General features: G+C 71.1%; 30 protein-coding genes and 1 pseudogene. 14 read left to right on the top strand and 17 right to left on the bottom strand.

From position 1 onward, the window contains the following. Positions 1-21 precede the first annotated feature (21 nt). The 4 genes from MQC88_RS11735 to MQC88_RS11720 form a co-directional block, all read right to left on the bottom strand. Entirely contained in the window at positions 22-570 is a 549-nt protein-coding gene (locus MQC88_RS11735; RefSeq protein ID WP_243322272.1) for a Csu type fimbrial protein, read from the bottom strand. Then, positions 567-2,915: a fimbria/pilus outer membrane usher protein gene (locus MQC88_RS11730; RefSeq protein WP_243322270.1), complete on the bottom strand. Its 2,349-nt coding sequence runs from the start codon at positions 2,913-2,915 to the stop codon at positions 567-569. The genes MQC88_RS11735 and MQC88_RS11730 overlap by 4 nt, the downstream gene beginning before the upstream one ends. Continuing rightward, a complete protein-coding gene (locus MQC88_RS11725) occupies positions 2,912-3,649 on the bottom strand; it encodes a fimbrial biogenesis chaperone (protein ID WP_243322267.1) in 738 nt (245 codons plus the stop codon). The genes MQC88_RS11730 and MQC88_RS11725 overlap by 4 nt, the downstream gene beginning before the upstream one ends. Before the next feature lie 74 nt (positions 3,650-3,723). Then, on the bottom strand, positions 3,724-4,257 hold the full coding sequence (locus MQC88_RS11720; protein ID WP_243322265.1) for a Csu type fimbrial protein: 534 nt from the start codon (positions 4,255-4,257) through the stop codon (positions 3,724-3,726). 479 nt (positions 4,258-4,736) lie between these two features. On the opposite strand from MQC88_RS11720, the gene MQC88_RS11715 reads away from it, so the two are divergent. The 3 genes from MQC88_RS11715 to MQC88_RS11705 all read left to right on the top strand — a co-directional run bounded on the left by MQC88_RS11715 (position 4,737) and on the right by MQC88_RS11705 (position 6,827). After that, positions 4,737-4,949 (top strand): hypothetical protein, encoded by a 213-nt coding sequence (locus MQC88_RS11715; RefSeq protein ID WP_243322262.1) that lies wholly within the window; start codon positions 4,737-4,739, stop codon positions 4,947-4,949. A gap of 349 nt (positions 4,950-5,298) precedes the next feature. Next, complete coding sequence (locus MQC88_RS11710) at positions 5,299-5,961, top strand: OmpW/AlkL family protein (RefSeq protein WP_243322260.1); 663 nt, start codon at positions 5,299-5,301, stop codon at positions 5,959-5,961. Positions 5,962-6,086: 125 nt separating this feature from the next. Continuing rightward, positions 6,087-6,827: a DNA-formamidopyrimidine glycosylase family protein gene (locus tag MQC88_RS11705; protein WP_243322258.1), complete on the top strand. Its 741-nt coding sequence runs from the start codon at positions 6,087-6,089 to the stop codon at positions 6,825-6,827. Between the two features lie 12 nt (positions 6,828-6,839). Here MQC88_RS11705 and MQC88_RS11700 read toward each other — a convergent pair whose 3' ends face one another. Continuing rightward, positions 6,840-7,685, bottom strand: a complete 846-nt coding sequence (locus MQC88_RS11700; RefSeq protein WP_243322361.1) for a DMT family transporter — start codon at positions 7,683-7,685, stop codon at positions 6,840-6,842. 167 nt (positions 7,686-7,852) lie between these two features. On the opposite strand from MQC88_RS11700, the gene MQC88_RS11695 reads away from it, so the two are divergent. Then, on the top strand, positions 7,853-8,335 hold the full coding sequence (locus MQC88_RS11695) for a YajQ family cyclic di-GMP-binding protein (protein ID WP_243322256.1): 483 nt from the start codon (positions 7,853-7,855) through the stop codon (positions 8,333-8,335). Positions 8,336-8,445: 110 nt separating this feature from the next. Then, positions 8,446-8,991 (top strand): DUF1415 domain-containing protein, encoded by a 546-nt coding sequence (locus MQC88_RS11690; protein WP_243322254.1) that lies wholly within the window; start codon positions 8,446-8,448, stop codon positions 8,989-8,991. Positions 8,992-9,065: 74 nt separating this feature from the next. Here MQC88_RS11690 and MQC88_RS11685 read toward each other — a convergent pair whose 3' ends face one another. Together MQC88_RS11685 and MQC88_RS11680 are read right to left on the bottom strand one after the other, a co-directional pair. Beyond that, on the bottom strand, positions 9,066-9,788 hold the full coding sequence (locus MQC88_RS11685; RefSeq protein WP_243322252.1) for a pseudouridine synthase: 723 nt from the start codon (positions 9,786-9,788) through the stop codon (positions 9,066-9,068). Beyond that, the gene (locus MQC88_RS11680) at positions 9,785-10,846 is read right to left on the bottom strand and encodes a class I SAM-dependent methyltransferase (RefSeq protein WP_243322250.1); all 1,062 of its coding nucleotides are present in this window, start codon (positions 10,844-10,846) and stop codon (positions 9,785-9,787) included. The genes MQC88_RS11685 and MQC88_RS11680 overlap by 4 nt, the downstream gene beginning before the upstream one ends. A 150-nt stretch (positions 10,847-10,996) precedes the next feature. On the opposite strand from MQC88_RS11680, the gene MQC88_RS11675 reads away from it, so the two are divergent. After that, complete coding sequence (locus MQC88_RS11675) at positions 10,997-11,257, top strand: hypothetical protein (RefSeq protein ID WP_243322249.1); 261 nt, start codon at positions 10,997-10,999, stop codon at positions 11,255-11,257. Between the two features lie 79 nt (positions 11,258-11,336). Here the strand turns inward: MQC88_RS11675 and MQC88_RS11670 are convergent, their stop codons facing one another. From MQC88_RS11670 to MQC88_RS11655, 4 genes are all read right to left on the bottom strand, one after another. Continuing rightward, entirely contained in the window at positions 11,337-11,699 is a 363-nt protein-coding gene (locus tag MQC88_RS11670) for a DUF3247 family protein (protein WP_243322247.1), read from the bottom strand. A 124-nt stretch (positions 11,700-11,823) separates the two neighbouring features. After that, positions 11,824-13,134, bottom strand: a complete 1,311-nt coding sequence (locus MQC88_RS11665; RefSeq protein WP_243322246.1) for a PQQ-dependent sugar dehydrogenase — start codon at positions 13,132-13,134, stop codon at positions 11,824-11,826. Between the two features lie 131 nt (positions 13,135-13,265). Next, positions 13,266-13,727 (bottom strand): hypothetical protein, encoded by a 462-nt coding sequence (locus tag MQC88_RS11660; RefSeq protein WP_243322245.1) that lies wholly within the window; start codon positions 13,725-13,727, stop codon positions 13,266-13,268. Next, positions 13,724-14,317 carry an RNA polymerase sigma factor gene (locus tag MQC88_RS11655; RefSeq protein ID WP_243322243.1) on the bottom strand — a complete coding sequence of 198 codons (594 nt, stop codon included), beginning with the start codon at positions 14,315-14,317 and terminating at the stop codon, positions 13,724-13,726. The genes MQC88_RS11660 and MQC88_RS11655 overlap by 4 nt, the downstream gene beginning before the upstream one ends. A gap of 161 nt (positions 14,318-14,478) precedes the next feature. On the opposite strand from MQC88_RS11655, the gene MQC88_RS11650 reads away from it, so the two are divergent. Then, positions 14,479-14,805 (top strand): DUF6249 domain-containing protein, encoded by a 327-nt coding sequence (locus MQC88_RS11650; protein WP_243322241.1) that lies wholly within the window; start codon positions 14,479-14,481, stop codon positions 14,803-14,805. Positions 14,806-14,831: 26 nt separating this feature from the next. Here MQC88_RS11650 and MQC88_RS11645 read toward each other — a convergent pair whose 3' ends face one another. Together MQC88_RS11645 and treF are read right to left on the bottom strand one after the other, a co-directional pair. Next, the gene (locus MQC88_RS11645) at positions 14,832-16,025 is read right to left on the bottom strand and encodes an EAL domain-containing protein (RefSeq protein WP_243322238.1); all 1,194 of its coding nucleotides are present in this window, start codon (positions 16,023-16,025) and stop codon (positions 14,832-14,834) included. An 82-nt stretch (positions 16,026-16,107) separates the two neighbouring features. Further along, the gene (gene treF / locus MQC88_RS11640) at positions 16,108-17,727 is read right to left on the bottom strand and encodes an alpha,alpha-trehalase TreF (protein ID WP_243322235.1); all 1,620 of its coding nucleotides are present in this window, start codon (positions 17,725-17,727) and stop codon (positions 16,108-16,110) included. Positions 17,728-17,873: 146 nt separating this feature from the next. Between treF and MQC88_RS11635 the strand changes: the two are divergent. The 4 genes and pseudogenes from MQC88_RS11635 to MQC88_RS11620 all read left to right on the top strand — a co-directional run. After that, a pseudogene (locus tag MQC88_RS11635) lies at positions 17,874-18,983 on the top strand (PilT/PilU family type 4a pilus ATPase); the annotation flags it as partial. Between the two features lie 304 nt (positions 18,984-19,287). Then, on the top strand, positions 19,288-19,581 hold the full coding sequence (locus MQC88_RS11630) for a hypothetical protein (RefSeq protein WP_243322234.1): 294 nt from the start codon (positions 19,288-19,290) through the stop codon (positions 19,579-19,581). An 88-nt stretch (positions 19,582-19,669) separates the two neighbouring features. Then, the gene (locus tag MQC88_RS11625) at positions 19,670-19,933 is read left to right on the top strand and encodes a DUF3297 family protein (protein WP_243322232.1); all 264 of its coding nucleotides are present in this window, start codon (positions 19,670-19,672) and stop codon (positions 19,931-19,933) included. A 19-nt stretch (positions 19,934-19,952) separates the two neighbouring features. Continuing rightward, complete coding sequence (locus MQC88_RS11620; RefSeq protein ID WP_243322230.1) at positions 19,953-20,237, top strand: DUF4031 domain-containing protein; 285 nt, start codon at positions 19,953-19,955, stop codon at positions 20,235-20,237. Between the two features lie 25 nt (positions 20,238-20,262). Here MQC88_RS11620 and MQC88_RS11615 read toward each other — a convergent pair whose 3' ends face one another. Then, entirely contained in the window at positions 20,263-21,558 is a 1,296-nt protein-coding gene (locus MQC88_RS11615) for an RNA polymerase sigma factor (RefSeq protein WP_243322228.1), read from the bottom strand. A gap of 66 nt (positions 21,559-21,624) precedes the next feature. Beyond that, positions 21,625-22,053 carry a YciI family protein gene (locus MQC88_RS11610; RefSeq protein WP_243322226.1) on the bottom strand — a complete coding sequence of 143 codons (429 nt, stop codon included), beginning with the start codon at positions 22,051-22,053 and terminating at the stop codon, positions 21,625-21,627. Between the two features lie 219 nt (positions 22,054-22,272). Here MQC88_RS11610 and MQC88_RS11605 point away from each other — a divergent pair, with 219 nt between their 5' ends. Next, positions 22,273-22,647, top strand: coding sequence for a YciI family protein (locus tag MQC88_RS11605; protein WP_243322224.1), 375 nt, complete (start codon positions 22,273-22,275; stop codon positions 22,645-22,647). Between the two features lie 147 nt (positions 22,648-22,794). After that, entirely contained in the window at positions 22,795-23,385 is a 591-nt protein-coding gene (locus MQC88_RS11600; protein ID WP_243322222.1) for a hypothetical protein, read from the top strand. A gap of 51 nt (positions 23,386-23,436) precedes the next feature. On the opposite strand, the gene MQC88_RS11595 is transcribed toward MQC88_RS11600, so the two are convergent. Then, positions 23,437-24,204, bottom strand: coding sequence for an ABC transporter permease (locus MQC88_RS11595; RefSeq protein ID WP_315857099.1), 768 nt, complete (start codon positions 24,202-24,204; stop codon positions 23,437-23,439). After that, the gene (locus MQC88_RS11590) at positions 24,201-25,127 is read right to left on the bottom strand and encodes an ABC transporter ATP-binding protein (protein WP_243322221.1); all 927 of its coding nucleotides are present in this window, start codon (positions 25,125-25,127) and stop codon (positions 24,201-24,203) included. The genes MQC88_RS11595 and MQC88_RS11590 overlap by 4 nt, the downstream gene beginning before the upstream one ends. A gap of 201 nt (positions 25,128-25,328) precedes the next feature. Here MQC88_RS11590 and MQC88_RS11585 point away from each other — a divergent pair, with 201 nt between their 5' ends. Continuing rightward, complete coding sequence (locus tag MQC88_RS11585; protein WP_243322218.1) at positions 25,329-26,201, top strand: DNA ligase; 873 nt, start codon at positions 25,329-25,331, stop codon at positions 26,199-26,201. The last annotated feature ends 161 nt before the right edge of the window (positions 26,202-26,362 follow it).

Raw genomic sequence — 26,362 nt, 5'->3', positions numbered from 1 at the left:
CTGATCAGCGCGCCGGTCCGATCAGAACGTCACCGAGACATTGATGCTGTCGCTGTAGCTGCCGAACGCCGCATCCAGTCCCGGCGCGATGCGCCCGTAGAGCGGGACCCGCGCCTGGAATTCGCCGCCACCAATGGGCGAGGTGGATCCCGCGCCGGCCTGCGTCCCGCCGCTGCCATTGCCGAAGACGATGCTGCGCCCCGGATCCAGGTAGAGGTTGTAGGCCAGGACCTGGCTGCCGGACTGCATCTGCCGCGGCAGGTACGAACCCCCGGCGCCGCGATCCAGTTCGACCCGGACCGCCACATTGTTCTTGTCGCAGATGACGTCGATGCGGCCGGCCGCGTCCAGCGGCAGCGCGCTCAGCGGATCGTAGGTGCCGAAGGCGATCTGGGCGGCCGAGGTATCGACGCGGCAATCCGCATCTCTGGCCGCCCTCGCGGGCCACGCCGGCGCCAACGCGCATGCGGCCAGCAGCAATGCAGGCGCGAGCGGGCCCGGCCAGCGGCGGTCGTGGCCGGCGCCTGGTATCCCGGCGCGTTGGCTCACGACAATGGCTGTCGTGTTCATGGCTCCTCCGTGCACACGACCGGCTGCAGCCGGGTCACGCCAGGCGCCAGCACCGGCACCTGCAACGTGCAGCGCGCGCGCGCGCCGGCATCCAGTTCGACCTCCAGCGCGTACGCGCCCGGCTCCACGTCCTCGATGTAGTAGCGGGCGCTGGTGCCGATCCGGGTCGCGTAGTCGTGCACCGCGCCGCGCAGGTGCAGGGTGGCGGCGCCCGCCTGCGGCAGGCGCAGGCTGCCGGCGATCGCGCGCAACGGCCGTGCCTGGAACGCCACCACCGCGCCGCCGTGGCGCGGCACCGCGACGGTCATCGCGTCGGGGCCGGTGTTCCAGTCGGCCGGCACGTCCTGGTCGTCGTAGCCGATGCGGTTGGGGTAGTACGGCAGCAGGTCGCGCACCAGCAGTTCGCCAGCATCGTCGGTGATGCCGACCGGCAGGTTCTCGCGCCGCACCTGCACCCCGGCCAGGCCCGGCACGCGCACCAGCGCGAAGCCGTTGTCGACCGGCGGCGTGGCGAACGCGCGCCCGCCGATCGCGACCAGCGCGCCGCCCAGCAGCAGGCTGGCCTCGCTGTCGCCGTCGGCATCCTGCACGCTCAGCGCGTAGCGCCCGTGGCGCCCCTGGTATTCGCCGCGCGCAAAGGCGTACTGCGCGCCGTCGCGATGATCCAGGCTGGCGCTGTAGCCGAAGCCGGTGGCGGTCGGGCGCGAGCGGTTGGCGTCGATGCCGTAACCCCAGCCACTGGCGTCATGGCGGCTGCCGATGTTGAGGTTGTCGCGCCCCAGCGCGAGGCTGACGCCCAGCTGCGCGACGGTGTCGCGGCCGGCATCGCCGTCGTTGCGGGCAACGGCGAAGTACATGCGCGCACCGACGCCCAGGCGCAGGCTGGCGTCGAGGCCGTAGCGGGTGTCGTCGCCGGCATCGAACCAGCGGTTGCGGTTCCAGTGCAACTGCAGCGACAGGCGCGCGTTGGGCGACCAGCCGATCGCGGCGAAGGCATCGCCACGCGGCTGCCGCAAGCGGCCGATCGTGTCGCCGACGAGGTTGTCGCCCAGGCGGCGATAACCGCGGTCGTAGCGACGCACGCCCAGCGACCAGCCGGCGACGCGGTTGCTGTAGCGGTAATCGAACGCGGCCGCGCCACCGCCGTCACCGAACCCCGGGCCGTCGCTGCGCGCCAGCGAGGCCGACAATTCACCCACGGGCAACCGCAGCGCCGCCTGCGCGCCGAGGTTGCGCAGCTCGCGGTCGGACTCGGCGCGGACGCCGACCGTCACCGCCTGGTTGAGGCCATGGCGCCAATAGCCGGCCAGCACCGCATCGTCGCGATAGCGGTCCTCCAGCGGCGACGGCCGCATGCGACCCAGTCGCAAGGCGTATTCCGACAGCCCCGGCGCCAGCAAACCGGAGGCGCTGTAGTACGAGGCGCTGGACAGTTCGCGGGTGCCCCCGAACGGATCGCGCAGCACCAGTTCCACGTCGTTGCGCCCGGGGCTCAGGCCCAGGCCCTGCAGCGAGAACGGCCCCGCCTGCAACGGCTGGCGCCCGACCAGCACGCCGTTGGCGTAGATCTCGACCGTGCCCGGCGCCTGCAGCACGCCGTCCAGGTATGGCTGCGGGAAGGTGATCAGGAATGGATCCAGGTCGAACGCACGCGCCACGCCGACCCCGCCGAGCAGCGCACTGCCGCCGAGCGGGTCCGGGCTCAGCGCGTACTGGTCGCCGAACGTCCACCGCCGCAGCGTGTGCGGCTGGTCGAATTCCAGCCGGGTGAGCCCGCGCCGCCAGCCGCCGTCGCCCCGCCACTGGCCATCGCCGCGCAGCGCCCACGGCCCGCGGCTGAGCGCGCCATCGACGAACAGGTTGCGGGCGTCGCGGCGGCTGCCGATGTTGGCGGCGTAATCCAGCACCGCGCTCCAGTCGCGCATGCCGTCGACCTGCGGCGGCGGCGCATGGAAATCCGCGCGCTGCAGCGGCAGGGCGCTGGCCGGGCGCTGGATGTCCAGGCGCAACAGGGCGCGGTCGATGGCGACCCGGGTGCCGTGGCCGATGGCATCGGCAGGGACGAAATCGCGGCCGTCGATCCGCTGCGTGGCGACGCCCGCATCCAGCTGCACGCCGGCCTTGCGCAGCGCCGCGCTTTCCACCAGCACCTGCGGACCGCGCACCAGCACCACGGCGATGCCGTCGCAGGCGTCGTCGACGCAGACGTCCAGCAGCAGCGTTTCGGTGTCCGCCGACGCCTGTCCGGAGGGAGCCTGGCCGCGGGAGGATTGCGGCGGGGACGATTGCGCCGGCGAGGGCCCGGCCAGCAACATGCCGAGCGCGAGCGCCAGCGGCCGCTTCACGGCGTGCAGTGCCCCGGCTGCAGCGGCAGGCGCAGCTCGCTGCCGGTCTCGTCCAGGTGCATCGCCAGGGTCGCCGTGCGCACGCACAATGCCGACGCCGCGTGCACCCGCAGCGGCAGGTTGGCGCCGGCCAGCACGTAGTTGCCCTGCAGCTGCTGGCGCAGCAACACGCTGCCGTCGGCCGCCAGCAAGCGCAGCGACAACGACTGCGGCGGCAGGAAGGTGGCGCCGTCGTTGCGTAGCGAGAACGCAAGCGCGTCGCCCTGCCACTGTGCGGCCTGCAATGCCGGGGCCGGCGTGCCGGCGTCGCTGCCCGCGACGAATACCGGCAGGCTGATCCTGGTGAGCATGCGCACGCCGCTGCCGGCGGCGGCCGCGGTCGCCGATGGCTGCTCCTGCAGCTCGATGCGGTACGCGGCTTCGCCCGGTTCGGTCGGGGGAACCAGCAATCCCACCCGCAGGCGCGCCTTGCTGTTCGGGGCGATCTCCAGCAGCAGCGGATGCACCACCAGGTCGTCGCTGGGTTGCAGCTGCCAGCCGCCGTCGTCGCCCATCCGCCAGCGCGAGACCGTCACTTCGAACTGCAGCGGAGAGGCGCCACTGTTGCCGACCTGCATCGTATCGACCAGGTGCCGTGCATCCAGGCGCACCCGGGTCGGGCTGAGTTCGAATTCGGCGGCGCGCGCGGGCAACGCGAAGACGAGCAACGCGAAGGCGAACGACAACAGGCGCATGGACGTGACCGGATCGGTGGCTGCGACATCGCACGGCGGGCGGCGACGCAGTCGCCGCCCGCCGTGGACCGGGCTCAGAACGTGACCGAAACCTGGACCACGTCGCTGAAGTCGGCACCGAGGCCGACGTCCTGGCCGGCCGGGATGCGGCCGTAGGTGGTCAACACGGTGTCGGCGTTGGACGCGGCGGCGGTGAACTCGACGTCGTTGCCGGCATCGCAGCCCCAGGCGCTGGCATGGCCGCTGTCGGAGTAGATCTCGTAAGCCAGCAGTTCGTTGCTGGTGGCTTCCTTCATCGCCCGCGCCGGGGCGGCGCAGGTGCCGCTGCCGTTCTGGCCCTGGTCGAGGGCCACCTTGGCGGCAATGCCCTTGACGCAACGCACCGAAACGCTGCCGTTCTGGTCCAGCGGAGTGCTGGCGTTGACGTCGGCCGGATCGTAGGTGCCGAAGGCGATGTCGCTGGTCGAGGTGACGCGGCAGCTGCCCTGCACGTTGGCGGTGACGTTGAAACTGCCGGGGGCCGGCGAATTGGCGGCGGCGGCGGTACCGGCGGCGAACAGGCCGGTGGCGGCGATCGCGACGGCGACCGCAAGCGAGGTCTTACGCATGGATCATTTCCCCGAGGATTGGTTGGCGATGTCGAGAACGACGAACGCCCCACGACAGCGGGATTTCGGATCTCGAGCGGTCGCGGACGCTACCCACCGCAATGGGCGTTGTCGATGCTGAATGCGGGCCACGCGTGCGATCGGTCACAACTTCATGCGATTTTGCGATTGCCGTCACGTTTGTGACCGCCAACCCGGTAGCCATCGGGCTGTGACAAGGCGTGTGAAACACGCCTCCGGCTTGCCAACGCGCGGCCATTAGTGCCGTGTTCCGTCGCTGGCCGCGACCGCCGCGCGCGCCAAGGCATGCCGCGGGCGCGTCCTGATGCACCGGCAAGGGCTCGTTGCCGCCGCGCCACCGCCGCAGCACCCGTCGCGGCCATGACCATCGTCATCCCCACCGGATGCACTGCAACCCCGGCGTGCATGCGCGCATCTTTTCCAGCGTGGGCAGCCCCCGATGCCCCCGGAGAACCGTCATGCGATGCCTGGACCATGTCTTCCTGCGCGGCGCGATGGCCGTGGCGCTGCTGGGCTTCGGCGGCACCGGGGCGTTGCTCCTCCCAGAGCCCGAGCCGCCGGCGTGCCAAACCGAGGTCACCACCTTGCCGCGACCGATGGCGTCCTTCGACGCGCTGCACGTCGAGCGGGTGCAACCGGTGCTGGCGCCCGCCCACCAGGCCCGCTGCTGAGCCCGTCCGGCAGCCGGGTTCCAGCCTGCTGCCATGGCCTCACCACCATCGGCTGCGGATCACGGGCGCGCACGCCACGCCCTTGGCCCGAGCGCGCCAGCGCGCGTGGGCTCCCTGCCATTGTCCGATCTTGCCGACCGCCAGCAGCGGCAGCCCTGCCGGTTCTTCCAGGAGTCAGCGGGGTGGATGCGGGGTGAAGCACGGGGGCCTTGAACGCGCCCTGGCGTCACGAAACCCGATGGAAAGTTCCCGCCAGTCAGGTTGCATGGGCGCAGGCGTTCATCGCGCCGGCGCTAGGGTGTCGACGCCCTACTCCCCAGGGCCCACAAGACCTAACGAGGAGAACCCCATGCAATCCTTCCGCACCCCCCGCCGCCTGCTGCTGTCGGCAATGGGCATCGCCATCGCCACCAGCTTCGCCACGGCGCCGGTCTTCGCCCAGGACGCCGGCACCACGGCCGGCAAGCACTTCGCGATCGTCGGCGGGTACGCCCACCAGGAACCGACCGGCAACGCCGACATCAACGGCAGCGAAGCCGATTTCGACGGCTCCGGCGCCGGCACGCTCTCGGCCAGCTATTACATCAACGACAACGTCGCGATCGAGGGCTGGGGCGCGATCAACAAGTTCGACCACCGCGTCACCACGGCCGCGGACGGCAAGATCGCCACCGTCAGCTCGCAGCCTTACGCGCTGAGCGCGCAGTACCACTTCCGCGAGGCCGACGCGACCGTGCGTCCGTTCGTGGGCCTGGGCTACTTCCAGTCCAACATCAGCGACGAGGACCAGGACAACATCGGCCCGTACGCGGACCACCACATCGGCGTGAGCACCCCCAAGGGCGCGATCGGCACGGTCGGGGTGGACCTCAATTTCACCCCGAACGTGTTCGCACGCGCCGATGCCCGCTTCCTCAAGGGCAGCTCGGACATCGCCGTCGACGGCACCAAGGCCGGCGAGGCGGACATGGACCCGGTGGTGGTCGGGGTCGGGGTCGGCGCGCGCTTCTAAGTCGCGCGTCGCTTCCAGGCTCCACCGCGGGAGCCGGGCTTGCCCGGCTCCCGCTTTGTCTTGGGGCGCGGTCTTGCCGGCGTGGCTTCACGGCACGGTCGCTGTTGCGGCCCTAGCGTGCGGGCATGCCCGAAGGCCCATCCATCGTCATCCTCAGGGAGCAGGCTGCAAAGTTCGCCGGCCGGGCGGTGCGCGAGGTATCGGGCAACAGCCGCCAGGACCTGGCGCGGATGCAGGGCCGCCGACTGCGGGCGGCGTGCAGCTGGGGCAAGCATTTCCTGCTCGACTTCGACGACTTCGCGCTGCGCGTGCACCTGCTGCTGTTCGGCAGCTATCGCATCGACGACCCGAAGCCTGGCACACCGCCGCGGCTGCACCTGGGTTTCGACAACGGCCGGCTCGACCTCTATGCCTGCTCCCTGCGCTTCCTGGAAGGCGCGCTCGACGCGCATTACGACTGGAGCGTGGACGTGATGGCCGACGCCTGGGACCCGGCGCAGGCGCGCCGCCGCCTGCGCGCCAGCCCCGCGGTGATCGCGGCCGACGCCCTGCTCGACCAGGAGCGCTTTGCCGGGGTCGGCAACATCATCAAGAACGAGGTGTTGTGGCGGATCCGGGTGCATCCGGAAAGCGAGGTCGGCGCGCTGCCGCCGCGCAAGCTCGGCGAGCTGGTGAAGCAGGCGCGCGAATACAGCTTCGACTTCCTGGCCTGGAAGAAGGCCTTCGTGCTCAGGAAGCACTATCAGGTCCATACCAAGACGACCTGCCCGCGCGACGGCACCCGCCTGACCTACCGCAAGGAACTGGGATGCGCGCGCCGTCGCGCCTTCTTCTGCGAACACTGCCAGAAACGCTATCGCCTGTAGCGCCGCGTGCGCCTAGAGCGGCGGCGTCGCCCGGGCGCGGTTGCCTTCGCGGCGCAGCAGGTACAGGCCGCTGGCGACGATGATGCCCGCGCCCAGCCAGGTCACGGCGTCGGGCAACACGCCCCACAGGGTCGCGTCCAGCAGCACGCCCCAGAGCAGCGCGGTGTATTCCAGCGGCGCCAGCAGCGAGGCCTCGCCGAGCCGGAACGCCTCGGTGATCGCCCACTGGCCAAAGGCCCCGGCGATCCCCAGGCCGAGGATCAGCCAGGCGTGTTCCAGCCGCAGCGGCACCCACTGCGGCCACGCCAGCAGGCCCGCGCCCAACGCCATCAGCGTCATCAGCCACACCACCATCGCCTGGGTGGAATCGGTGCGGGCCAGCACCCGCACGGTGATCGCCGACACCGCATAGCCCAGCGCCGCCAGCAGCACCGCCAGTCCCGCCGTCGTGAGCACGCCCGTGCTGGTCGGGCGCAGCACCACCAGCACGCCGGAAAAGCCGATCGCGATCGCGGTCCAGCGCCGCGGGCCGACGTGCTCGCCCAGGAACGGCACCGACAACGCGGTGATCAACAGCGGCGCGACGAAGAAGATCGAATAGGCGGTCGACAGCGGCAAAGTGCGCAATGCGTACACGAACGCCGCCATCATGGTGATGCCGAGCACGCCGCGCAGCAGGTGCAACGGCCAGCGCACCCGCAGCAGCGGACCGATCCCGGTGCTGAGCAGCGCCCACGCCAGCAGCCACGGCAACGACGACGCCCCGCGCAGGGCCGCCACCTGGAACGGCGGGTAATGCGCCGACAGCGTCTTCAGCACCGCGTCCATCAGCGAAAACACCGCCACGCACGCCAGCATCAGCGCGATCGCGCGCCAGCGGCGCGCGGCGCCGGCCCTGTCGCGGGCATGGTCGGGAGCATCATCCATGGCGCCAGCATGGGGCAATCGCGCCAGCGAAGCGATACCCGGCCGCGCCCGCCTGCGCTACCCTGCCGGTCCCCGATTGGTCCGATACCCGCGCCGCCATGCCTTCCTTCGATATCGTCTCCGAAGTCGACACCCACGAACTCACCAACGCCGTCGACCAGGCCAACCGCGAACTTTCCACGCGCTTCGACTTCAAGGGCGTGGATGCCTCGTTCACCCGCGAGGACGACGCCATCGCGCTGGCCGCGCCGAGCGAGTTCCAGCTGCAACAGATGACCGACATCCTGCGCGCGCGGCTGGTGGCGCGGAAGATCGATGCGCGCTGCCTGGAACCGGGCACGGTGGAGACCAACCTCGCCGGCGCGCGGCAGAAGATCGCGGTCAAGCAGGGTATCGAGCGCGAATTGGCCAAGAAGATCCAGTCGGCACTGAAGGACGCCAAGCTCAAGGTCGACAGCCAGATCAACGGCGACAAGCTGCGCGTCACCGGCAAGAAGCGCGACGACCTGCAGGCGGCCATGGCGCTGCTGCGCGCGGCCGACTACGAGCGGCCGCTGCAGTTCGACAATTTCCGCGATTGAGCCTGCGACTGCTGTTCCGCATCGCGCCCGTACCTGCAGCAGCGGCGTCGGCCACCACTGCAGGACCCGGAAAACGGTCGCGACCGAAGTCGCTCCTACAAGGTTGATCCATGACCGCCGAAGCCGACATCGACCCGATCGCCACCACGCGGCAATGGCTGGAGCGCGCCGTCATCGGCCTGAACCTGTGCCCGTTCGCCAAGGCGGTCCACGCCAGGGGCCAGGTCCGTTACGTGCTGAGCGAGGCGACGACGACGCAGGCGCTGCTGGAACAACTCGGCGAGGAACTGCTGCTGCTGCGCGACACCCCGGCTGACGACGTCGACACCACCCTGCTGGTGCACCCCCTGGTGCTGGCCGATTTCCTCGACTACAACGATTTCCTCGACGACGCCGACGCTCTGGTCGAAGCGCTCGGACTGGAAGGCGAGCTGCAGGTCGCCAGCTTCCATCCCGACTATCGCTTCGCCGGCACCGACGCCGACGACATCGGCAACTGCAGCAACCGCGCGCCGTACCCGACCCTGCACCTGCTGCGCGAGGACAGCGTCGCACGCGCGGTGGCGGCGTTCCCGGACCCCGACGCGATCGTCGAGCGCAACCTCGAGACGTTGCGCAAACTGGGCGCCGAAGGCTGGCGCCGGCTGTTTTCGTAGGCGCGCCTTGCAGGCGCGAGCGCTTCGCGACGATATCGCGGCCCGGCCGAAAAGCTCGCGCCTGCAAGGCGCTCCTACGACGAGCCTGCGAACAGCGCCTCGATATCGGCAGCGTCCAGCTCCCGCCACGCCCCCGGCGCGAGCTCGCCCAGGCCGAGCCCGCCGATGCGGCTGCGATGCAGTGCCTGGACATGGTTGCCGACGGCCGCGAACATCCGCCGCACCTGGTGGTAGCGGCCCTCGGTCAGCGCCAGCCGCGCGTGGCGCGGGTCGACGACTTCGAGGATCGCCGGCGCGAGCGGGGTGTCCTCCGACTCCAGCAACAGCGTGCCGCTGGCGAAGATCGCGGCCTCGTCGCCGCGCAGGTCCTGCGCCAGCGTCGCTTCGTACACCTTCGACAGCTTGGCCTTGGGCGACACGATCCGGTGCAGCAGCGCGCCGTCGTCGGTCAACAGCAGCGCGCCGCTGGTGTCGCGGTCCAGGCGCCCGACCGTGGACAGCAGCGGCGCGCGCAGGCGGAAACGCGGCGGCAGCAGGTCATGGGCGATGCGGCCGGGATCGCGGGTCGAGCAGGTGTAGCCGACCGGCTTGTGCAGCAGCAGCACCAGGCCCTGCGGCGGATCCAGCGGTTCGCCATCGACCCGGACCTCGGCGTGGGCGACGCGGTCGTCGGCGTACAGCACCTCGCCGGCCGCATCGGTGATGCGGCCTTCGCGGAACATCCGCGCCACTTCCCGGCGACTGCCATAACCCAGATTGGCGATCAGCTTCACCAGCTTGGTCGTATCGGGCTTCATCGCGCGCGCAATGCCTCGATCACCTTGAAGCCGTCGCGCTGCGCGACCGTGCGCACGCTGCCGAAGCTGGCATCGAGCACCGCTTCGTACGGCAGGTGGCGATTGGCGACCAGCCAGAGGCGGCCGCCAGGTTGCAGCGCGGCCGCGGCCGCGGCGATGAAGGCGCGGCCGAGGTCGGGGCGCGGGTCGCCGCCCAGCGCATGGAACGGCGGGTTGCTGACGATGGCGTCGTAGCGCCGCGGCAGGCCGGTGGCGACATCGTGCCAATGGAACTCGAGCGGCACGCGCGGGGCCTGCGCCCGCAGGTTCGCGCGGGCCAGTTCGAGCGCGCGCGCATCGGCCTCGTACAGGTCGAGCGCGGTCACGCCCGGGCAATGCGCCAGCACCTGCATGGCCAGGTAGCCCCAGCCGGCGCCGAGGTCGGCGACCTGCCCGCGCAGGTCGCCGGGCAGGTGCTCGACCAGCAGCGCCGAGGCCGCATCGATCCGGTCCCAGGCGAACACCCCCGGGCGGCTGGTGAATCCGCCACCCGGCACGCGCGCGTCGGCGATCCGGCGCGGTGCATCGAGCGTGCGCCAGTGCGCGGCCAACGCCGGGTCGGCGGGCCCGGACAACGCTTGCGTCCAGAACACCCGGCAATGGTGCTTGGACAGCACCTGCAGCGGCCCGGCCAGGCGCGCGAGGTCGGCTTGGCCGGACTTCGCGCCTTCGCGGTTGGGCATGCAGGCGACCACGATCCCGCCCGGCGCAACGCAGTCGAGGGCGCGCGCGAACAGGGCGCGCGCCTGTTCGCGCTGGCGCGGCGGCAACAGCAACACCAGCGGATGGCGAGGGCTGGTTTCGTCCTGCCTGCGCAGCACCAACCCGGCGCGCTCCAGGGCCTCGGCGGCGGGCCGGGAATCCTGTTCGCAGACCAGTCCTGGCAGCGGCTGGTGCTGCAGTGCCCAGCCCGCGCGCGCGCCCAGGAACAGCGCGCCCCCGGCCTGCGGCCAGGCCAGCGCGCCGTTGGCGAACGGCAGCAGCAGCGTGTCCAGCGCGGGGTCGGCGCCGGCGGTCATGATGGAAGGACGACGGAATGCATCGCGCGATTCTACGTGCGGCGCCCCTGGCACCGGCCCGTTTCCGGAACCCTAACGCCAGATTGATGGAAAGCGAACGCGGCAACCGCCACGATGGCCTCGATCCCCGATGACGGCGAAAGGAGCCTTATGCGTGCATTGTTCGTGGGCGGCATGGTCGACAACAGCGAGCTGGACCTGGAAGGGCGCGAACCGCCCGCGCACTACCCCGAGAACACCGGCGCCGGCCGCCCGCGCTACCAGTTGCACCACGTCGGCCGCAACGACGGCGACATCGCCTACGCGGTCTATGCCGCGCCCGGGCTGGCCGATGAAGAGGTCCGGCGGATTTCGGCCGAGCGCGATTACGCGCGGCGCTTCGACGCCAAGCCGGCGGCACCGGCCGGCTGACCGCGCGGCAGGCCGGGAACGGCGCGCGTCGAAGGCCATCCCACAACGCCCGCTATCGACGCTATCCGCGTGTCCGGGGCTATTCGTGCGTCGGCGCGTTCGGATCCGCGGGACGGATGCGCGAGCTTGGCTCCGGCGGCGACGGATTGGGCAAGCGCTCGACGCTATCGACCTGGTCCAGCCAGAGGTAGTGGTCGCCGCCGCCATGGGCGCGACCGTCGTCGAGGAAGCTTTCGATCCGCGCGACCGCGTTCATGCCCTCGCGGCCGTCGGCATCGTAGAAGGCCTGCACGGTCGGCATTGCGGCGACGATGCCGCGCAGCTCGCCACCGTCGACCAGGCGCACGCGGACCTGCGCGTCCTGTGGCAACTGCGTGGCGATGGCCTCCAGCCGGGCTATGGCGGCGGCGTCGACATGGATGCGGGGTGCGTCGCGCGACATGCTGCGTTCCTCCATCGGATCATCGCGGATCCGTCCGCCCTGCAGCTTGCGGCTGCGTTGCGTAAGCGCTGGTGAAACCTGCGTCCAATGCGGCTGCGCAATCGTCCGATCCGGCCCCACGCGCCTATCGCGCCGGCACCAGCCGCCACACGGCATTGCCGACGTCATCGGCCACCAGCAACGCGCCGCGCGTGTCGACCGCGACCCCGACCGGGCGCCCGCGCGCGTTGCCCTGCGCATCCAGGAAGCCGGTCAGCAGGTCTTCGGCCGCCCCCTCCGGCATGCCTGAGGCGAACGGGACGAACACCACCTTGTAGCCGCTGGCCGGGCGCCGGTTCCAGGAACCGTGCTGGCCGACGATGGCGCCACCGCGATAACGCGCCGGGAACAGCGCGCCGTCGTAGAACGCCAGCCCCAGCGACGCGGTGTGCGGCCCCAGGGCGTAATCGGGCTTGATCGCGCGCGCGACCAGGTCCGGCCGCGGCGGTTGCGGGCGCGCATCCACGTGCTGGCCGTAGTAGCTGTAGGGCCAACCGTAGAAGCCGCCCTCGCGTACCGAGGTCATGTAGTCGGGCACCAGGTCGCTGCCGAGTTCGTCGCGTTCGTTGACCGACACCCAGAGCGCGCCGCTGTCGGGCTGCCAGTCCATGCCGACCGGGTTGCGCAGCCCCGAGGCGAACACCCGCGTGGCGCCGGTGGCCGGATCGATTTCCAGGATCGCGGCGCGGTCGCGCTCGGCATCCATGCCGTTCTCGCCGATGTTGCTGTTGGAGCCGATGCCCGCGTACAGGCGGCTGCCATCGCGACTGGCGACCAGGCTCTTGGTCCAGTGGTGGTTGATCGGTCCCCCGGGCAGGCCGGCGACTTTCACCGGCGTCGCCGTGATCGCGGTGTCGCCGGTGCGGTACGGCACCCTGACCACCGCGTCGGCGTTGGCGACGTAGAAACTGTCGCCCACCAGCGCCATCCCGAACGGCGAATGCAGCCCCGCGAGGAACACGCTGCGGGTTTCGGCGATGCCGTCGCCGTCTGCATCGCGCAACAGCGTGATGCGATCGGCGCTGGGCGCGCCTGCGCCCGCCTTGCGCATCAGCAACCGCATGAAGAAGCCCTTGATGCCCCAGCCGTCCGCGGGCCTGGCCGGCGCGTTGGTCTCGGCGACCAGCACGTCGCCATTGGGCAATACGTACAGCCAGCGCGGGTGCGCCAGGCCGCTGGCATAGGCGTTGACCGCGAAGCCGGGCGCGGCCGCGGGGATCGCGCCCGCCGGCCAGCCGCGCGCCGGCGCGATGTTCACGGTCGGAAGCAGGCCCTGCCGCGGCGCCGGCAACTGCGGATCGGGGCCGATGCCGTCGCGCACGGCCAGGCGGGCGCTTTCGCCACAGCCAGCCAGGCACAGCAGCGCCAGCCAGACCAGCGGATGCAAGGGCTTCATCGCGGCGCCTCCACTGCAGGCGAGGCCGCGAGCGTGTCACCGCGTGCGTGAGCACGATGCGATCCGCGTGGTCGCCGCAGGCAATCCGGAACCCGGCCACCGCCGGCGACGGCCGCACGCGCGGCGAAGATTCAGGCCGTGCCGGGGCGGCCGCGCAGGCCCGGCTGCAGCCGCCCGAACGCCCACGACAGGCCGAGGCAGGCGCCCAGCGCCAGCGCCCAGTTGAACGCGGTGCCGCTGGCCGTCGCCGGCAGCAGCGCGGCAAACGCAGGCAACCACTGGCCGCCATACAGCGCCGCCGCGGCGATCGCGGACAAGCCCAGCAGGCCGGACAGCGCGCGCAGCAGCAGCAGTTCCAGGCGCCCGTCCGGCGACCCGGGCGTGGTCGCCAGGCTGACGGCGACCGCATGCGCGAAATCCGGCGGTGGCGCGGCGGTCGGCTGCTGCAGCGCGCGCGCTACCTGCCGGTATTGCGCCAGCAGCGGATCGTCGGCGCAGGCGACGCCGCTGCGCTGCTCGCGCAGGGCGCGTTCCTGCAGCTGCCATTCGTGCTCGTCGAAACGCGCACCGGGGGCGCGGGGACCGGTCTTCATGCGGCGACTCCCATCCGCGGCGCCAGCACCTCTCGCAGGCGCTTGCGGCTACGGAACAGATGGCTCTTGATGGTGCCTTCGGCGAGGCCGGTGATGCCGGCGATCTCGGCGATCGACACTTCCTCCAGGTGATACAGCGTCAGCAGCGTGCGTTGCAGCGGCGGCAGCGCCTCGATCGCGGCATGCAGGTTGCGCGCGCTCTCGTCGTCGACGGTCGCCGCCTCCAGGTCGAAGCCGTCGCCGATGTTGTCGACCAGCGATGCGCCGTCCCCGCCGACGGCCTCGGCCAGCGGGATGCGCCGGCGCTCCAGGTGGCGCTTGGCGACCGAATAGGCGACCTGCCCGATCCACGACTTCAGCGGCGCGTCGAAACGATACTGGTGCAGGTTGCGGTGCACCCGCAGGAATGCCTCCTGGCACAGCTCGCGGGTGTCTTCCGGGTGGCGGACCATGCGCTGGATGATGTGCCAGCACAGGCCCTGGTAGTCGCGCACGAGCTGCTCGAACGCGCCGGGCGCGTTGCCGAGCACGGCGTCGACCAGTGCGCGGCTGTCCTCCGGACCGCCGCTGTCATTCGGGGTGCTGTCCATCGCCTGCTGGGATACGCCGGGGGCCGCCAAGGTTGCAACTGATTTCGGACCCGGGCGGGCTGCAACCGACCGGCGGCAGGCCGTATCCCTTGCCGCGACCGTCCACTGCCGCCTGCCCGCAGCGCGGCCCACCACCGGAAACCGGAAAGAGGAGCACCACCATGAATTTCGAGATCCTGATCCCGATCACCCTGTTCGTCTGCATCGTCTATGCGATCAAGGCCGTGGTCGACGCCCGCGTGCGCAAGCAGATGGTCGATTCCAACGGCTCCCAGGACCTGGTCCGCTCGATGCTGGAAGGCGAGGAGATCCGCCGCCGCCACGGCTCGCTGCGCTGGGGCGTGACCCTGGTGGCGCTGGCGATCGGCTTCGGCCTGGTCCAGGCCAGCGGCTGGGACGAAGTCAACCCCGGCGTGATCGCGATCCTGGTCGGCGCCACCGGCCTCGGCAACCTCGCCTACTACCTGATGGCGCGCAAGCTCGGGTGAGCGCGAGGCGGTGCGGTCGCCCAGGCCTATGCCGCGGCGGCCGCCCCCGCGCGCGCGGCTTCGCCCGACAGCACCGCCGCGGCCGGCGCCGCCTGGCCGATCAGGTAGCCCTGGGCGTAACGCACGCCCAGTTCGCGCAGGCACTGCAGTTGTTCGCGGGTTTCCACGCCCTCGCACACCACCTCGGCGCCGATGCCGTGCGCCATCGCCACGATCGCCTGCACGATGGCCATCGCGCGCGGGCTGTCGAACATGTGCCGCGCGAAGGCCTGGTCGACCTTGACGAATTCGAAGTGCAGCTTGTGCAGGTGGGTCAGGTTGGAATACCCGGTACCGAAGTCGTCCAGCGCGAACGGCACGCCGTTGTCGCGGCAATGCTGCATCACCGCCGCCACCGGCGCGTAGTCGAGCATCCTGCTCTCGGTGACCTCGAGCTTGAGCACGCCGGGCGGGAGCTTGGCGCGCTGCGCGCGCGACACGATCTGCCGCGCCATGCCCGGCTCGACCAGTTGCTTGGCGGACAGGTTGACGGCGATGCCGTGCAGCGGATCGATGCCGGCGTCGCGCAGCCCGGTGAGCACGCCGATGACGCGGTCGAGCACATATTCGCCCACCGGCACGATCAGCGAGGTTTCCTCGGCGAGCTTGATGAACTCGGCCGGCGACACCGGGCCGCGGTCGGGCAGCTCCCAGCGCACCAGCGCTTCGTAGCTGGCCACGCGTCCTTCGTGGATGTCGTAGATCGGCTGGTAGCGCACTTCCAGGGTATTGCCGTGGAGCGCATCGTGCAGCCGCGCCTCCAGCCGGATCTTGTCGATGCCGCTGCGCTCCTCGGGATCGTCGCAGGCGACGTCCTCGGCCGGCAGCGCCGCATCCATCGGCAGGCTGGCGATGATGCTGCGGGTGCGCTGCAGCAGGCTGTCGACCAGGGTGCGCACGATCGGGTCGCCGGCGTCGAGGCGTTCCAGGAACTGGTCGTGGTCGATGGCCAGCAGCGCGGTTTCGCCGCGGGCGGTGGCGGTGGCGCTGCGCGGCGCGCCGTCGAGCATGCCCAGTTCGCCGATCAGTTCGCCGGGGCCGAGCACGCCGTGGTTGATGGTGCGCCTGCCCTGCACCGAGACCAGTTCGATCGCGCCGTGCTCCACCAGCCACGCGCAATCGGACGGATCGCCCTGCCGGTACAGCACTTCACCCGCGAACAGTTCGCGTCGGATCGTCATTCATCTCCCCCTGAAAGATGGCGGGGCAGCGCCCGCGCGTGCAGTTTAGCCAGCGCCGCGCCGGGCTGCGCAAGCCGGCCGGTCAATTCCGCCGCGCGGCGCGGACCCGGCACGCAGGATGCCGGGGCACCGCATGCAGCAGCCGGCGGGTGACGCCGTTGGTCCAGCCGAATCCGTCCTGCAGCGGATACTCGCCGCCGTCGCCGCCGCGCGCCCCGTCGGGTGCGTGCTGCAGCGCGTATTTCTCGACCAGCTTGCCCTCGCGCCGGTACAGGCTGCCGACCGTGGCCAGCCAGCGCTCGCGGATGTCGTCGGCCAGGGCCTGCAGGCCGTAGCGCGCGCAGCCCACGATCGCCAGCCACTGCAGCGGCGCCCAGCCGTTGGGCCGGTCCCATTGCTCGCCGCTGGCGATGCCGGTGGTGGCGAGGCCGCCCTGCTGCAGCAGTTGCGCGGCGAGCGCGGCGGCGGTGCCATGCGCCTGTCCGGGGGTTGCCAGGCCGACGTACAGCGGCGCCGCCGCGGCGGCGCAGGGCGCGACCCGCGGGCGATCATGCAGCAGGTCGTAATCCAGGTAAGTGCCGGCGGCGGGATTCCACAACCAGCGCTCGACCGCGCGCGCCCTCGCCCGCGCGCGCCGGCGGAAATCCGCGGCGGCGGCCTCGTCGCCGCCGTCGGCGCTCAGCCGGGCCACCTGCACTTCGAGCTTGTGCAGGAACGCATTGAGGTCGACCGGCACGATCGTGGTGGTGCGGGTGGTTTCCAGCCCGCCGCCCTCCTCGCACCAGCGCGAGCTGAAGTCCCAGCCCGAGGCGGCGGCGGCGCGCAGCTCGCGGTAGACCACGGCCGCGGGGCGCGCGTGCTGGCGCGCCGCGGTGGCCACGTCCTCGGCCCAGGCTTCCTCGCGCGGGATGTCGCGCGCGTCCCAGTAACGGTTGAGCAGCGCGCCGTCGTCCATGCGCACGCAGTGGCCGCCGGCTTCGCCGCGGCGCAGGTCGGCGCTGCCCTGCATCCAGAAATCGTACTCGCGCCGCAGCCGCGGCAGGTAGCGCAGCGCGTCGCGCACGCCGTCGCGCTCGAACAGCTCCACCATCAGCGCGAACACCGGCGGCTGCGAGCGGCTCAGGTAGTAGCTGCGGTTGCCGTTGGGGACATGGCCGTAGGTGTCGATCAGGTAGGCGAAATTGTCGGCCATGTCGCGCAGCAGGTCGTGGCGCCCGCTCGCGGCCAGGCCAAGCATGGTGAAGTACGAATCCCAGTAGTACATCTCGCCGAATCGCCCGCCCGGCACCACGTAGGGATTGGGCAGCGGCAGCAGCGAGGAGCGCCCCGGGTGCTCGCGCGGTTGCCGCGTCAGCACATCCCAGAGGCCGTCGATGTGCGCCACCAGGGTCTGTTCCGGATCCGAGACGTAGTGGCTGGCGGGCGGATGCTCGGCGCGGAAATGCGCGCGCACGAAACCGGCCAGGTCGAACCCGGGTCGGGCTTTCCGGTCCTGCCAGGCGGCGACGATGTCGTCGGGGTCGCCCAGCGGTGCGCAGTCGACGAAGGTCTTGCTGTCGGCGAACACGCGCGCGGACTGCACCGCGACAAACAGGTCGCCGTAGCGATCGGCCGGCCCCAGCGGGTCGGCCGCGGCGACGGCGGCGGCGCGGGCGTTGTTCTCGTCGTCGTCGCGCCTGGCGGCGTCGCGCAGGTCGCTCATCGTGCCGGCAACTGCTGCATGGGCCCGCCAGTCTAGGACCGGCGCCGTCAATGGCGTGCAAGCGGTGATCCGCATCACTGCCGCTGGCGGCGGGCGATGGCAAGATGCGAGGCCGCACGATCGCGTCGCTACCCCGGAACCAGCGCATGCCCGCATTGACCGAAGACCAGGCCCGCGACTACATGCACAAGCTGCTCGCGGCGATGGCCAAGGCCGGTGGCTCGGACCTGTTCATCGCCCATGACTTCCCGCCGAGCATGAAGTCGCACGGGCAGATGACCCCGTTGACGCGGCAGAAGCTCAGCGGCGAGGTCACCGCGCAACTGGCCCAGGCGCTGATGAACCCGAAGCAGCGCGACGAGTTCGCGCGGGAAATGGAGTGCAACTTCGCCATTTCCCTGCCCGGGGTCTCGCGTTTCCGGGTCAACGTGTTCGTGCAGCAGGGCCACGTCGGCATGGTGCTGCGCACGATCGCCGCCGAGATCCCCAGCTTCGAGAAGCTGCGCCTGCCCGAGGTGCTCAAGGACGTGGTGATGAACAAGCGCGGGCTGGTGCTGCTGGTCGGCGGCACCGGCTCGGGCAAGTCGACCTCGCTGGCGGCGATGGTCGACCACCGCAACAGCACCTCCCCCGGGCACATCATCACCATCGAGGACCCGGTCGAATACGCGCACGCCTCCAAGCAGTCGCTGGTCACGCACCGCGAGGTCGGCGTCGACACCCATTCCTGGCACCACGCGCTGAAGAACACCCTGCGCCAGGCGCCCGACGTGATCCTGGTCGGCGAGATCCGCGACGCCGAGACCATGGAGCACGCGATCGCGTTTTCCGAAACCGGCCACCTGTGCCTGTCGACGCTGCACGCCAACAGCGCCTCGCAGACCATGGAGCGGATCATCAACTTCTTCCCCGAGGAGCGCCGCACCCAGCTGCTGATGGACCTGTCGGCGAACCTGCGCGCGATCGTCTCGCAGCGGCTGGTGCGCACGCAGGACGGCAAGGGCCGGGTGGCGGCGATCGAGATCCTGCTCAATACCCCAACCATCGCCGAGAAGATCTTCAAGGGCGAATTCGGCGAACTCAAGGGCGTGATGAACAAGTCGCGCGAACTGGGCATGCGGACCTTCGACTGGGCGCTCTTCGAGCTCTACAACGAAGGCCTGATCTCCTACGACGAAGCGATCCGCAACGCCGATTCGGCCAACGAACTGCGCCTGAACATCAAGCTCAAGAGCCAGCGCGGCGAACCCGAAAGCGCGGCCGCGATGGCCCTGGAGCTGCACGACGCGCCGACCCCGGAACAGGTCGAGGCGATCCGCAGGGAGGAGTTGCGCAAGCAGCAGGAAAAGCGCGAGGAGCTGGAGCTGGCGCGGCTGCAGGCGGCCAAGCAGGCGCAATCGGCGGGCAGCCCAGGCTGAACGCGGCGGGGCTGTGCCACGCCGCAACGCCGGGCGGCCGCGCCGGTTTCGCTTTTCCCGCGCCAGCGGGGCATAGTGGGGCCAGCCGTCGCCCGCGCGACGCCCGCATCGCCCGCGATGCACCCACACGGATGGGGCTTCCATGGCACGTGCCAGAAAAGGCAGCGACAGCGGCAAGGCCGGCAAGGGTCCGCCGGCAGGCAGCGTGGACAACCTGCACAAGCGGATCGAGAGCGAGCAGATCTCCGACCACATCGCCGCGTTCGAGAAGTCCGGCGGCCGCGTCGAGAAGCTCGGCGTGACCCGGATGCTGCACAAGATCGCGCCGGAGCCCAAGCCCGAACCGAAACCGAAGACCAGGGCCGCGGGCGAGGCGAAGCCGGCCGCGGCCGCGCCTGCGACCGCGAAGCCGCGCGGGCGGCCACCCAAGCGCTGACCGCGCTGCCTGGCGGCTGCCGCGCGCCGTTGGCTTATCCTATGCGGCCTCCGTGGCCTCCCGCGCCACGCCGACCGATGCCGCACCCATGACGACCACCTTCCCCGACCGCCTGTCGTTGGATCCGCGCAGCCCCTTCCATGACGCCGCCCTGCTGGAACGCGGCGTCGGCATCCGCTTCAACGGCACCGAGCGCACCAACGTCGAGGAATACTGCATCAGCGAGGGCTGGATCCGGGTCGTGGCCGGCAGGTCGCTTGACCGCCGCGGCAACCCGATGACGATGAAGCTCAAGGGCAACGTCGAACCGTTCCTGCTGGATGCGGGCGACGCCGGGCAGAACGGCGACTGACGCCGCCAGCGCAACGCGCGTGGCCGTCTACGTCGACGACGCCGTCACCCTCTGGCGCGGCCGTCGCTGGGCCCACCTGATGGCCGATACCCTGCCTGAGCTGCATGCAATGGCCGCGCAGCTGGGCATCCCGCGGCACGCGTTCCAGGACAAGACCAGCGGCGCGCATTACGACGTGCCGGCCGCGCTGCGCGATGCCGCGATCGCGGCCGGCGCGATCGCGATCTCGCGGCACCGCGATCGCGCGTTGCTGCGCGCGGTGATCGCCATTGCCAAGGCCCAGGGCCGGCGCGAACGCGAGTGACCTGCCGCGGCGCGGGCGACGCCGCCTAGTCGCAGGCCGCCGCGCGGCCGAGCAGCAGTTCGCGCTCGCGCGCATTGCGGGCCAGCGCCGCGGCGCGCGCGAATTCGGCGCGGGCCTCGTCGCTGCGGCCCAGCTTCGCCAGCAGGTCGGCGCGCACGCTCGGCAGCAGGTGGTAGGCCTGGAGCACGGGGTCGGCGGCGATCGCCTCGACGATCGCCAGCCCGGCCGCCGGCCCCGATGCCATCGATACCGCGACCGCGCGGTTGAGCTCCACCACCGGCGACGGCGCCAGCCGCGCCAGCGCGGCGTAGAGCGCGGCGATCCGCGGCCAGTCGGTGTCCCCTGGCGCCAGCGCGCGCGCATGGCAGGCGGCGATCGCGGCCTGCAGGGCGTAGGGCCCAGCGCCGCCGCCGAGCTGCTGGGCGCGCTCGAGCGCGGCGAGCCCGCGCCGGATCAGCAGCCGGTCCCAGCGCGCGCGGTCCTGGTCGAGCAGCAGCACCGGTTCGCCCGCAGGGCCGGTGCGCGCGTGGATGCGCGAGGCCTGGATTTCCATCAGCGCGAGCAGGCCATGGACTTCGGCCGTGCGTGGCATCAGCCCGGCGAGGATCCGTCCCAGGCGCATGGCCTCCTCGCACAGTTGCGGCCGCATCCAGTCGTCCCCGGCGGTGGCCGCGTAGCCTTCGTTGAAAACCAGGTACAGCACCGCCAGCACCGCGCCGAGGCGGGCGTCGAGTTGCTCGCCGCGCGGCACCTCGAACGGGACCCGGGCCTGGGCCAGCGTGCGCTTGGCGCGGACGATGCGCTGGGCGATGGTGGCCTCCGGCACCAGGAACGCGCGCGCGATCTCGGCGGTGGTGAGGCCGCCGAGCAGCCGCAGCGTCAGCGCCACCTGCGCCTCGGTCGACAGGAGCGGATGGCAGGCGATGAACAGCAGCCGCAGCAGGTCGTCGCCGATGCCGCCGTCGAGTTCGGCGTCGCGCGCCGATTCCGCGCGCGCGGCGGCGTCGGACTGCTCGTCTTCCAGCTCATGGGCGAGCTGCTCGTGCTTGCGCTGCAGCAGCTTGCCGCGGCGCAGGCGGTCGATCGCGCGGTGCTTGGCGGTGGCCATCAGCCAGGCGCCGGGGTTGTCCGGCACGCCGTCGCGCGGCCACCGCTCCAGCGCGCTCACCAGGGCGTCCTGCGCCAGTTCCTCGGCCAGGTCGATGTCGCGCACCATGCGCACCAGGCCGGCGACCACGCGCGCGGACTCGATCCGCCAGACCGCGTCGATGGCGCGGTGGACGTCGTGCCGGGACGCCTGTGGCGGATCGGGGGCCGTCATGGCCCCCATTACAGCAGCATTCCCGGCCGCCCCGCTGCGTCGGCTACCGGGCGCGTCGGGTCAGCATCAATGCTTGGCGGCGAGCTGCGCCCGCAGGCGCTCTTCGCGTTCGCGCAGTTCCGGCGTGAATTCCTCGCCGAAATCCCCGGCCTCGAACACCTGGCGGATCTCCAGTTCGGACTCGCCGTGCTCGAACGGGTTCGGGCAGCGCCTGGCCCACTCGATCGCCTCGTCCAGCGAACGCAGCTCCCAGAGCCAGAAGCCGGCCACCAGTTCCCTGGTCTCGGCGAACGGGCCGTCGACCACGCTGCGCCGGCTGCCGTCGAACCTGACCCGTGCGCCCCTGGCGCTGGGCTGCAGGCCCTCGCCGGCCAGCATCACGCCCGCCTTGACCAGCTCCTCGTTGAACTTGCCCATCGCCTCCAACAGCGCCTGGCTGGGCATCACGCCGGCTTCCGATTCCGCGGTCGCCTTCACCATCACCATGAATCGCATCCTCGTCTCCTCCGATCGTTGCGGGAACGCCGACCCGGCTGCCCAGGGCCCGGGCCAGGGCGCTTGCCGATACGACGAACCGGTGCGGCGCGGATCGACATCGGCACGTGGGCCCGGAGCCCCTGCCGGGGCGGCGGCCGGACATTTGCGCAGCTGCGGCGGCCGCGCGCTGCCGGATCCGGCTGCATACTGGCCGCTTGCCGATCGCGGATGACCGCCATGCAATTCCTGCTGCTGATCTACAACGATCCCGAGCTTGCCCAGGCGCTGCCCGAGGGCCGCTACGACGCGATGATGCACGACTGCTTCGTGCACGCCGACGAACTGCGCGCCAGCGGCCACCTGCTGCAGTCGCAGCAGCTCGAGCACGGCGGCGGGGCGAAGTCGGTGCGCATCCGCGGCGGCCGCACCACGGTGGTCGACGGGCCGTTCGCCGAGACCAAGGAAATCCTCGGCGGCTTCAACCTGATCGAGGCCGCGGACATCGACGAGGCGGTGCGCATCGCCGCGGAGTTCCCGTGGGCGGCGACCGGCTGCGTCGAAGTGCGGCAGGTCCACGACATCGACGCCGAGCGCCGTCGCGTCGGCGCCTGATATCGCGAGCGGGCCTGGCCGGCCGGGCGGCGCTCAGGCCGGGCGCCCGGCCGCTGGGGGGACGCCCCTGCGTTCGACCAGACGCCGGGCATGCACCCGGTGGTGCGCCGCCGGGGACGACCACCTGACCCCCTCCAGGAGCCCGCCATGTCCAGAACGATTTTCCTTCCCGCCGCACTGGCCGTTGGCCTTGCCTGCGCGTTGCCCGCAGTTGCCGGCGACCCGGTGCAGGGCATGGCCGCGGCCCCGGCCGCACCTTCGGCCGCCGACCGGCAACTGATCGACAGCGCAATGCGCGCCGCGCCCGACAAGGTCGGCGCCAACGCCAGCATCGTCGCCCTGCAGGCCGACGGCAGCATGCGGACGCTGCGTGCCGGCGACAACGGCTTCACCTGCATGGCCGACAACCCCGCCACTCCTGGTCCCGATCCGATGTGCATGGACGCGGCGGCGATGGAATGGGTCGGCGCGTGGGTCGGCCACAAGGACCCCGCCGGGGGCAAGGTCGGCTTCATGTACATGCTCGCGGGCGGTACCGATGCCAGCAACACCGATCCGCATGCGGCCCGGCCCGATGCCGGCAACCACTGGGTCACCACCGGACCGCACGTGATGGTGGTCGGCGCCGACCCGGCCTTCTACGACCAGTACCCGAAGGGCGCCGATCCCGACACGGCGGTACCGTACGTGATGTGGGCGGGCACCCCATACCAGCACCTGATGATCCCGGTCAGGTAGCCCGCAGCGCGGATCCGCACAGGGCCGGTGCCCGGGCACCGGCCCGCGTCGCTACGCCTTCAGCTTCCAGCCGCTGCGGAAGATCCACCACACCACCGCCAGACACAGCGCCAAGAAGCCGAGGATCGCGGCGACGCTGACCGCGACGTTGACGTCGGCGACGCCGTAGAAACTCCAGCGGAAACCGCTGATCAGGTAGACCACCGGGTTGAACAGCGTGATCTTCTGCCACACCGGCGGCAGCATGTCGATCGAATAGAACGCGCCACCGAGGAAGGTCAGTGGCGTCATCACCATCAGCGGGATCACCTGCAGCTTCTGGAAGTCGTCGGCCCAGAGGCCGATGATGAAGCCGAACAGGCAGAAGCTGATCGCGGTCAGCAGCAGGAACGCCAGCATCCACAGCGGGTGCGCGATCTCGTAGGGCACGAACAGCCGCGCGGTGGCCAGGATCAGCAGCCCCAGCAGCACCGACTTGGTCACCGCTGCGCCGACATAGCCCAACAGTACTTCGATGAACGACACCGGCGCCGACAGCAGTTCGTAGATCGTGCCCGCCCACTTGGGCATGTAGATGCCGAAAGAGGCGTTGGAGATGCTCTCGTTGAGCAGCGACAGCATGACCAGCCCGGGAATGATGAAGGCGCCGTAGCTGACCCCGCCGACCTCGCCCATGCGCGCGCCGATCGCGGCGCCGAACACCACGAAGTACAGCGACGTCGACAGCACCGGCGAGGCGATGCTCTCGCCAAGGGTGCGGAAGGTGCGCGCCATCTCGAAGCGGTAGATGGCGCGGATCGCGTGCAGGTTGAGGCTCACGGCTTGCCCCGCACCAGGCTGACGAAGATGTCTTCCAGCGAGCTCTCGCTGGAATGCAGGTCCCGGAAGTCGATGCCGTGCTCGGCCAGCCGCCGCAGCAGCGCGGCGATCCCGGTCGCCTCGCCCTGCGCGTCGAAGGTATAGACCAGCGCGTTGCCGCCGTCGGCCAATTCCAGCGGCAAGCCGGCCAGCGCTCCGGGAATCTCCGCGATCGGCTCCTGCAGCTGCAGCGTCAGCTGCTTCTTGCCGAGCTTGCGCATCAGCACGGCCTTGTCCTCGACCAGGATCAGCTCGCCCTTGTGGATCACGCCGATGCGGTCGGCCATTTCCTCGGCCTCCTCGATGTAGTGCGTGGTCAGGATGATGGTGACGCCGCTTTCGCGCAGCCGCCGCACCATCTGCCACATGTCGTGGCGCAACTCGACGTCGACGCCGGCGGTGGGTTCGTCCAGGAACAGGATCCGCGGCTCGTGCGCCAGCGCCTTGGCGATCAGCACCCGGCGCTTCATCCCGCCCGACAGCGCCAGGATCCTGCTGTCGCGCTTGTCCCACAGCGACAGCTCGCGCAACACCTTCTCCAGGTGCGCGGGATCGGGCGGCTTGCCGTACAGGCCGCGGCTGAACCTGACCGTCGCCCACACAGTCTCGAAGGCATCGGTCGACAACTCCTGCGGCACCAGCCCGATCAGGGTACGCGCGGCGCGGAAGTCGCGGACGATGTCGTGGCCGGCGGCGGTGACCGTTCCCGACGAGGCGTTGACGATGCCGCAGACGATGCTGATCAGCGTGGTCTTGCCGGCGCCGTTGGGTCCGAGCAGGGCGAAGATCTCGCCGCGCCGGATCTCCAGGTCGATCGACTTCAACGCCTGGAATCCGGAGGCGTAGGTCTTGCCGAGGTTTTCGATGCGGATGATCGGCTGCACGCGCGGTCCTGGTTGCACGCGAGGGAGGGCAGCGGCCGGCGAGCCGGCCGAATGCGCGATCCTAGCGCAACGGTCGCGCATCGTGCGGACATCTCCTACCCGATGCAGCACCGTGCACCGACGCGGTGGATGCCGCTTCGCCGATGCCGCCAGCCGTGCGCGGCCGCCACGCTTGCAGCTCCCGACCGAAGGAGCCCCGCCATGCGCCCGCGCGCCAACCGCCTGCTGTTCTGCTGCCTGCTGCCGGGCCTCCTGGCGTCGTCGCCGCTGGCCGTGGCCGCGAACCCGCCTCCGGTGATGCTCGCCACCGTGTACCACGCCGGCCTCGACGTCACCGGCTACTACGTCAGCGAGAAGCTCGATGGCGTACGCGGGCGCTGGGATGGGCAGCGCCTGCATACCCGCGGCGGCCTGCCGATCGAGGCCCCCGCCTGGTTCACCGCGCGCTGGCCGAGGCAACCGATGGACGGCGAACTGTGGCTTGGCCGCGGCCGCTTCGACGATACCAGCGCGCTGGTGCGCGCCGGCGATGGCGACGACAGCGCATGGCACGACGTTCGCTTCATGGTGTTCGACCTGCCGGCCGACGCCGGCCCGTTCTCGGCACGCGTTCGCCGCATGCGGGCGCTGCTCGACGACACCGGAATCGCGTCGCTGCACCGCGTCCGGCAATTCCGCGTCGACGACGCCGCCGAGCTCGACGCATGGCTGCAACGGATCGTCGCCGCTGGCGGCGAAGGGCTGGTGCTGCAGCACCGCGACGCGCACTACCGCGTTGGCCGCAGCGAGGACCTGCTCAAGTACAAGCCCTACGACGACGCCGAGGCGCGCGTGATCGGCTACACCGCCGGACAGGGCCAGTACGCCGGCGTGCTCGGCGCGTTGATCGTCGAACGCCCCGACGGCCTGCGCTTCCGCATCGGCGGCGGCTTCAGCAACGCGCAGCGCGCACGCCCGCCCGCGATCGGCAGCCAGGTCACGTATCGCTACAACGGCCTGACCGACAGCGGCACGCCGCGCTTCGCGCGCTTCCTTCGCGAGCGCGCGCTGGTGCCGCCACCCGATCCGCGATAGGCGCGTTGGCGGCCCAGGCCGCCACTTTTGCAACGGCGGTCACACTGGATCCGCACGCCCCGACCGCCGGTCGCGGGCTTTGTGACCGTCCGCGCAATCCCGCCGGCGGGCGATGCGGACACTGGCGCCCGTTCGCCCTGCCCCCGCAGGGCGGGATCCCA

The organism is Cognatiluteimonas sedimenti (assembly GCF_022808325.1).
Lineage (GTDB): Bacteria > Pseudomonadota > Gammaproteobacteria > Xanthomonadales > Xanthomonadaceae > Cognatiluteimonas > Cognatiluteimonas sedimenti.
This window is presented reverse-complemented; position numbering and strand designations above follow the sequence as displayed.

Excerpts from the sequence above, each read along its gene's own strand:
- MQC88_RS11690 (WP_243322254.1), top strand. The coding sequence starts at position 8,446 with ATGACCGCCGAAGCCGACATCGACCCGATCGCCACCACGCGGCAATGG.
- MQC88_RS11710 (WP_243322260.1), top strand. The coding sequence starts at position 5,299 with ATGCAATCCTTCCGCACCCCCCGCCGCCTGCTGCTGTCGGCAATGGGC.
- MQC88_RS11670 (WP_243322247.1), bottom strand. The coding sequence starts at position 11,699 with ATGTCGCGCGACGCACCCCGCATCCATGTCGACGCCGCCGCCATAGCC.
- MQC88_RS11585 (WP_243322218.1), top strand. The coding sequence starts at position 25,329 with ATGCGCCCGCGCGCCAACCGCCTGCTGTTCTGCTGCCTGCTGCCGGGC.
- MQC88_RS11655 (WP_243322243.1), bottom strand. The coding sequence starts at position 14,317 with ATGGACAGCACCCCGAATGACAGCGGCGGTCCGGAGGACAGCCGCGCA.
- MQC88_RS11715 (WP_243322262.1), top strand. The coding sequence starts at position 4,737 with ATGCGATGCCTGGACCATGTCTTCCTGCGCGGCGCGATGGCCGTGGCG.
- MQC88_RS11615 (WP_243322228.1), bottom strand. The coding sequence starts at position 21,558 with ATGACGGCCCCCGATCCGCCACAGGCGTCCCGGCACGACGTCCACCGC.
- MQC88_RS11685 (WP_243322252.1), bottom strand. The coding sequence starts at position 9,788 with ATGAAGCCCGATACGACCAAGCTGGTGAAGCTGATCGCCAATCTGGGT.
- MQC88_RS11660 (WP_243322245.1), bottom strand. The coding sequence starts at position 13,727 with ATGAAGACCGGTCCCCGCGCCCCCGGTGCGCGTTTCGACGAGCACGAA.
- MQC88_RS11700 (WP_243322361.1), bottom strand. The coding sequence starts at position 7,685 with ATGCTGGCGTGCGTGGCGGTGTTTTCGCTGATGGACGCGGTGCTGAAG.
- MQC88_RS11605 (WP_243322224.1), top strand. The coding sequence starts at position 22,273 with ATGCAATTCCTGCTGCTGATCTACAACGATCCCGAGCTTGCCCAGGCG.
- MQC88_RS11720 (WP_243322265.1), bottom strand. The coding sequence starts at position 4,257 with ATGCGTAAGACCTCGCTTGCGGTCGCCGTCGCGATCGCCGCCACCGGC.
- MQC88_RS11735 (WP_243322272.1), bottom strand. The coding sequence starts at position 570 with ATGAACACGACAGCCATTGTCGTGAGCCAACGCGCCGGGATACCAGGC.
- MQC88_RS11610 (WP_243322226.1), bottom strand. The coding sequence starts at position 22,053 with ATGCGATTCATGGTGATGGTGAAGGCGACCGCGGAATCGGAAGCCGGC.
- MQC88_RS11680 (WP_243322250.1), bottom strand. The coding sequence starts at position 10,846 with ATGACCGCCGGCGCCGACCCCGCGCTGGACACGCTGCTGCTGCCGTTC.
- MQC88_RS11695 (WP_243322256.1), top strand. The coding sequence starts at position 7,853 with ATGCCTTCCTTCGATATCGTCTCCGAAGTCGACACCCACGAACTCACC.
- MQC88_RS11675 (WP_243322249.1), top strand. The coding sequence starts at position 10,997 with ATGCGTGCATTGTTCGTGGGCGGCATGGTCGACAACAGCGAGCTGGAC.
- MQC88_RS11600 (WP_243322222.1), top strand. The coding sequence starts at position 22,795 with ATGTCCAGAACGATTTTCCTTCCCGCCGCACTGGCCGTTGGCCTTGCC.
- treF (WP_243322235.1), bottom strand. The coding sequence starts at position 17,727 with ATGAGCGACCTGCGCGACGCCGCCAGGCGCGACGACGACGAGAACAAC.
- MQC88_RS11630 (WP_243322234.1), top strand. The coding sequence starts at position 19,288 with ATGGCACGTGCCAGAAAAGGCAGCGACAGCGGCAAGGCCGGCAAGGGT.
- MQC88_RS11725 (WP_243322267.1), bottom strand. The coding sequence starts at position 3,649 with ATGCGCCTGTTGTCGTTCGCCTTCGCGTTGCTCGTCTTCGCGTTGCCC.
- MQC88_RS11650 (WP_243322241.1), top strand. The coding sequence starts at position 14,479 with ATGAATTTCGAGATCCTGATCCCGATCACCCTGTTCGTCTGCATCGTC.
- MQC88_RS11665 (WP_243322246.1), bottom strand. The coding sequence starts at position 13,134 with ATGAAGCCCTTGCATCCGCTGGTCTGGCTGGCGCTGCTGTGCCTGGCT.
- MQC88_RS11705 (WP_243322258.1), top strand. The coding sequence starts at position 6,087 with ATGCCCGAAGGCCCATCCATCGTCATCCTCAGGGAGCAGGCTGCAAAG.
- MQC88_RS11625 (WP_243322232.1), top strand. The coding sequence starts at position 19,670 with ATGACGACCACCTTCCCCGACCGCCTGTCGTTGGATCCGCGCAGCCCC.
- MQC88_RS11645 (WP_243322238.1), bottom strand. The coding sequence starts at position 16,025 with ATGACGATCCGACGCGAACTGTTCGCGGGTGAAGTGCTGTACCGGCAG.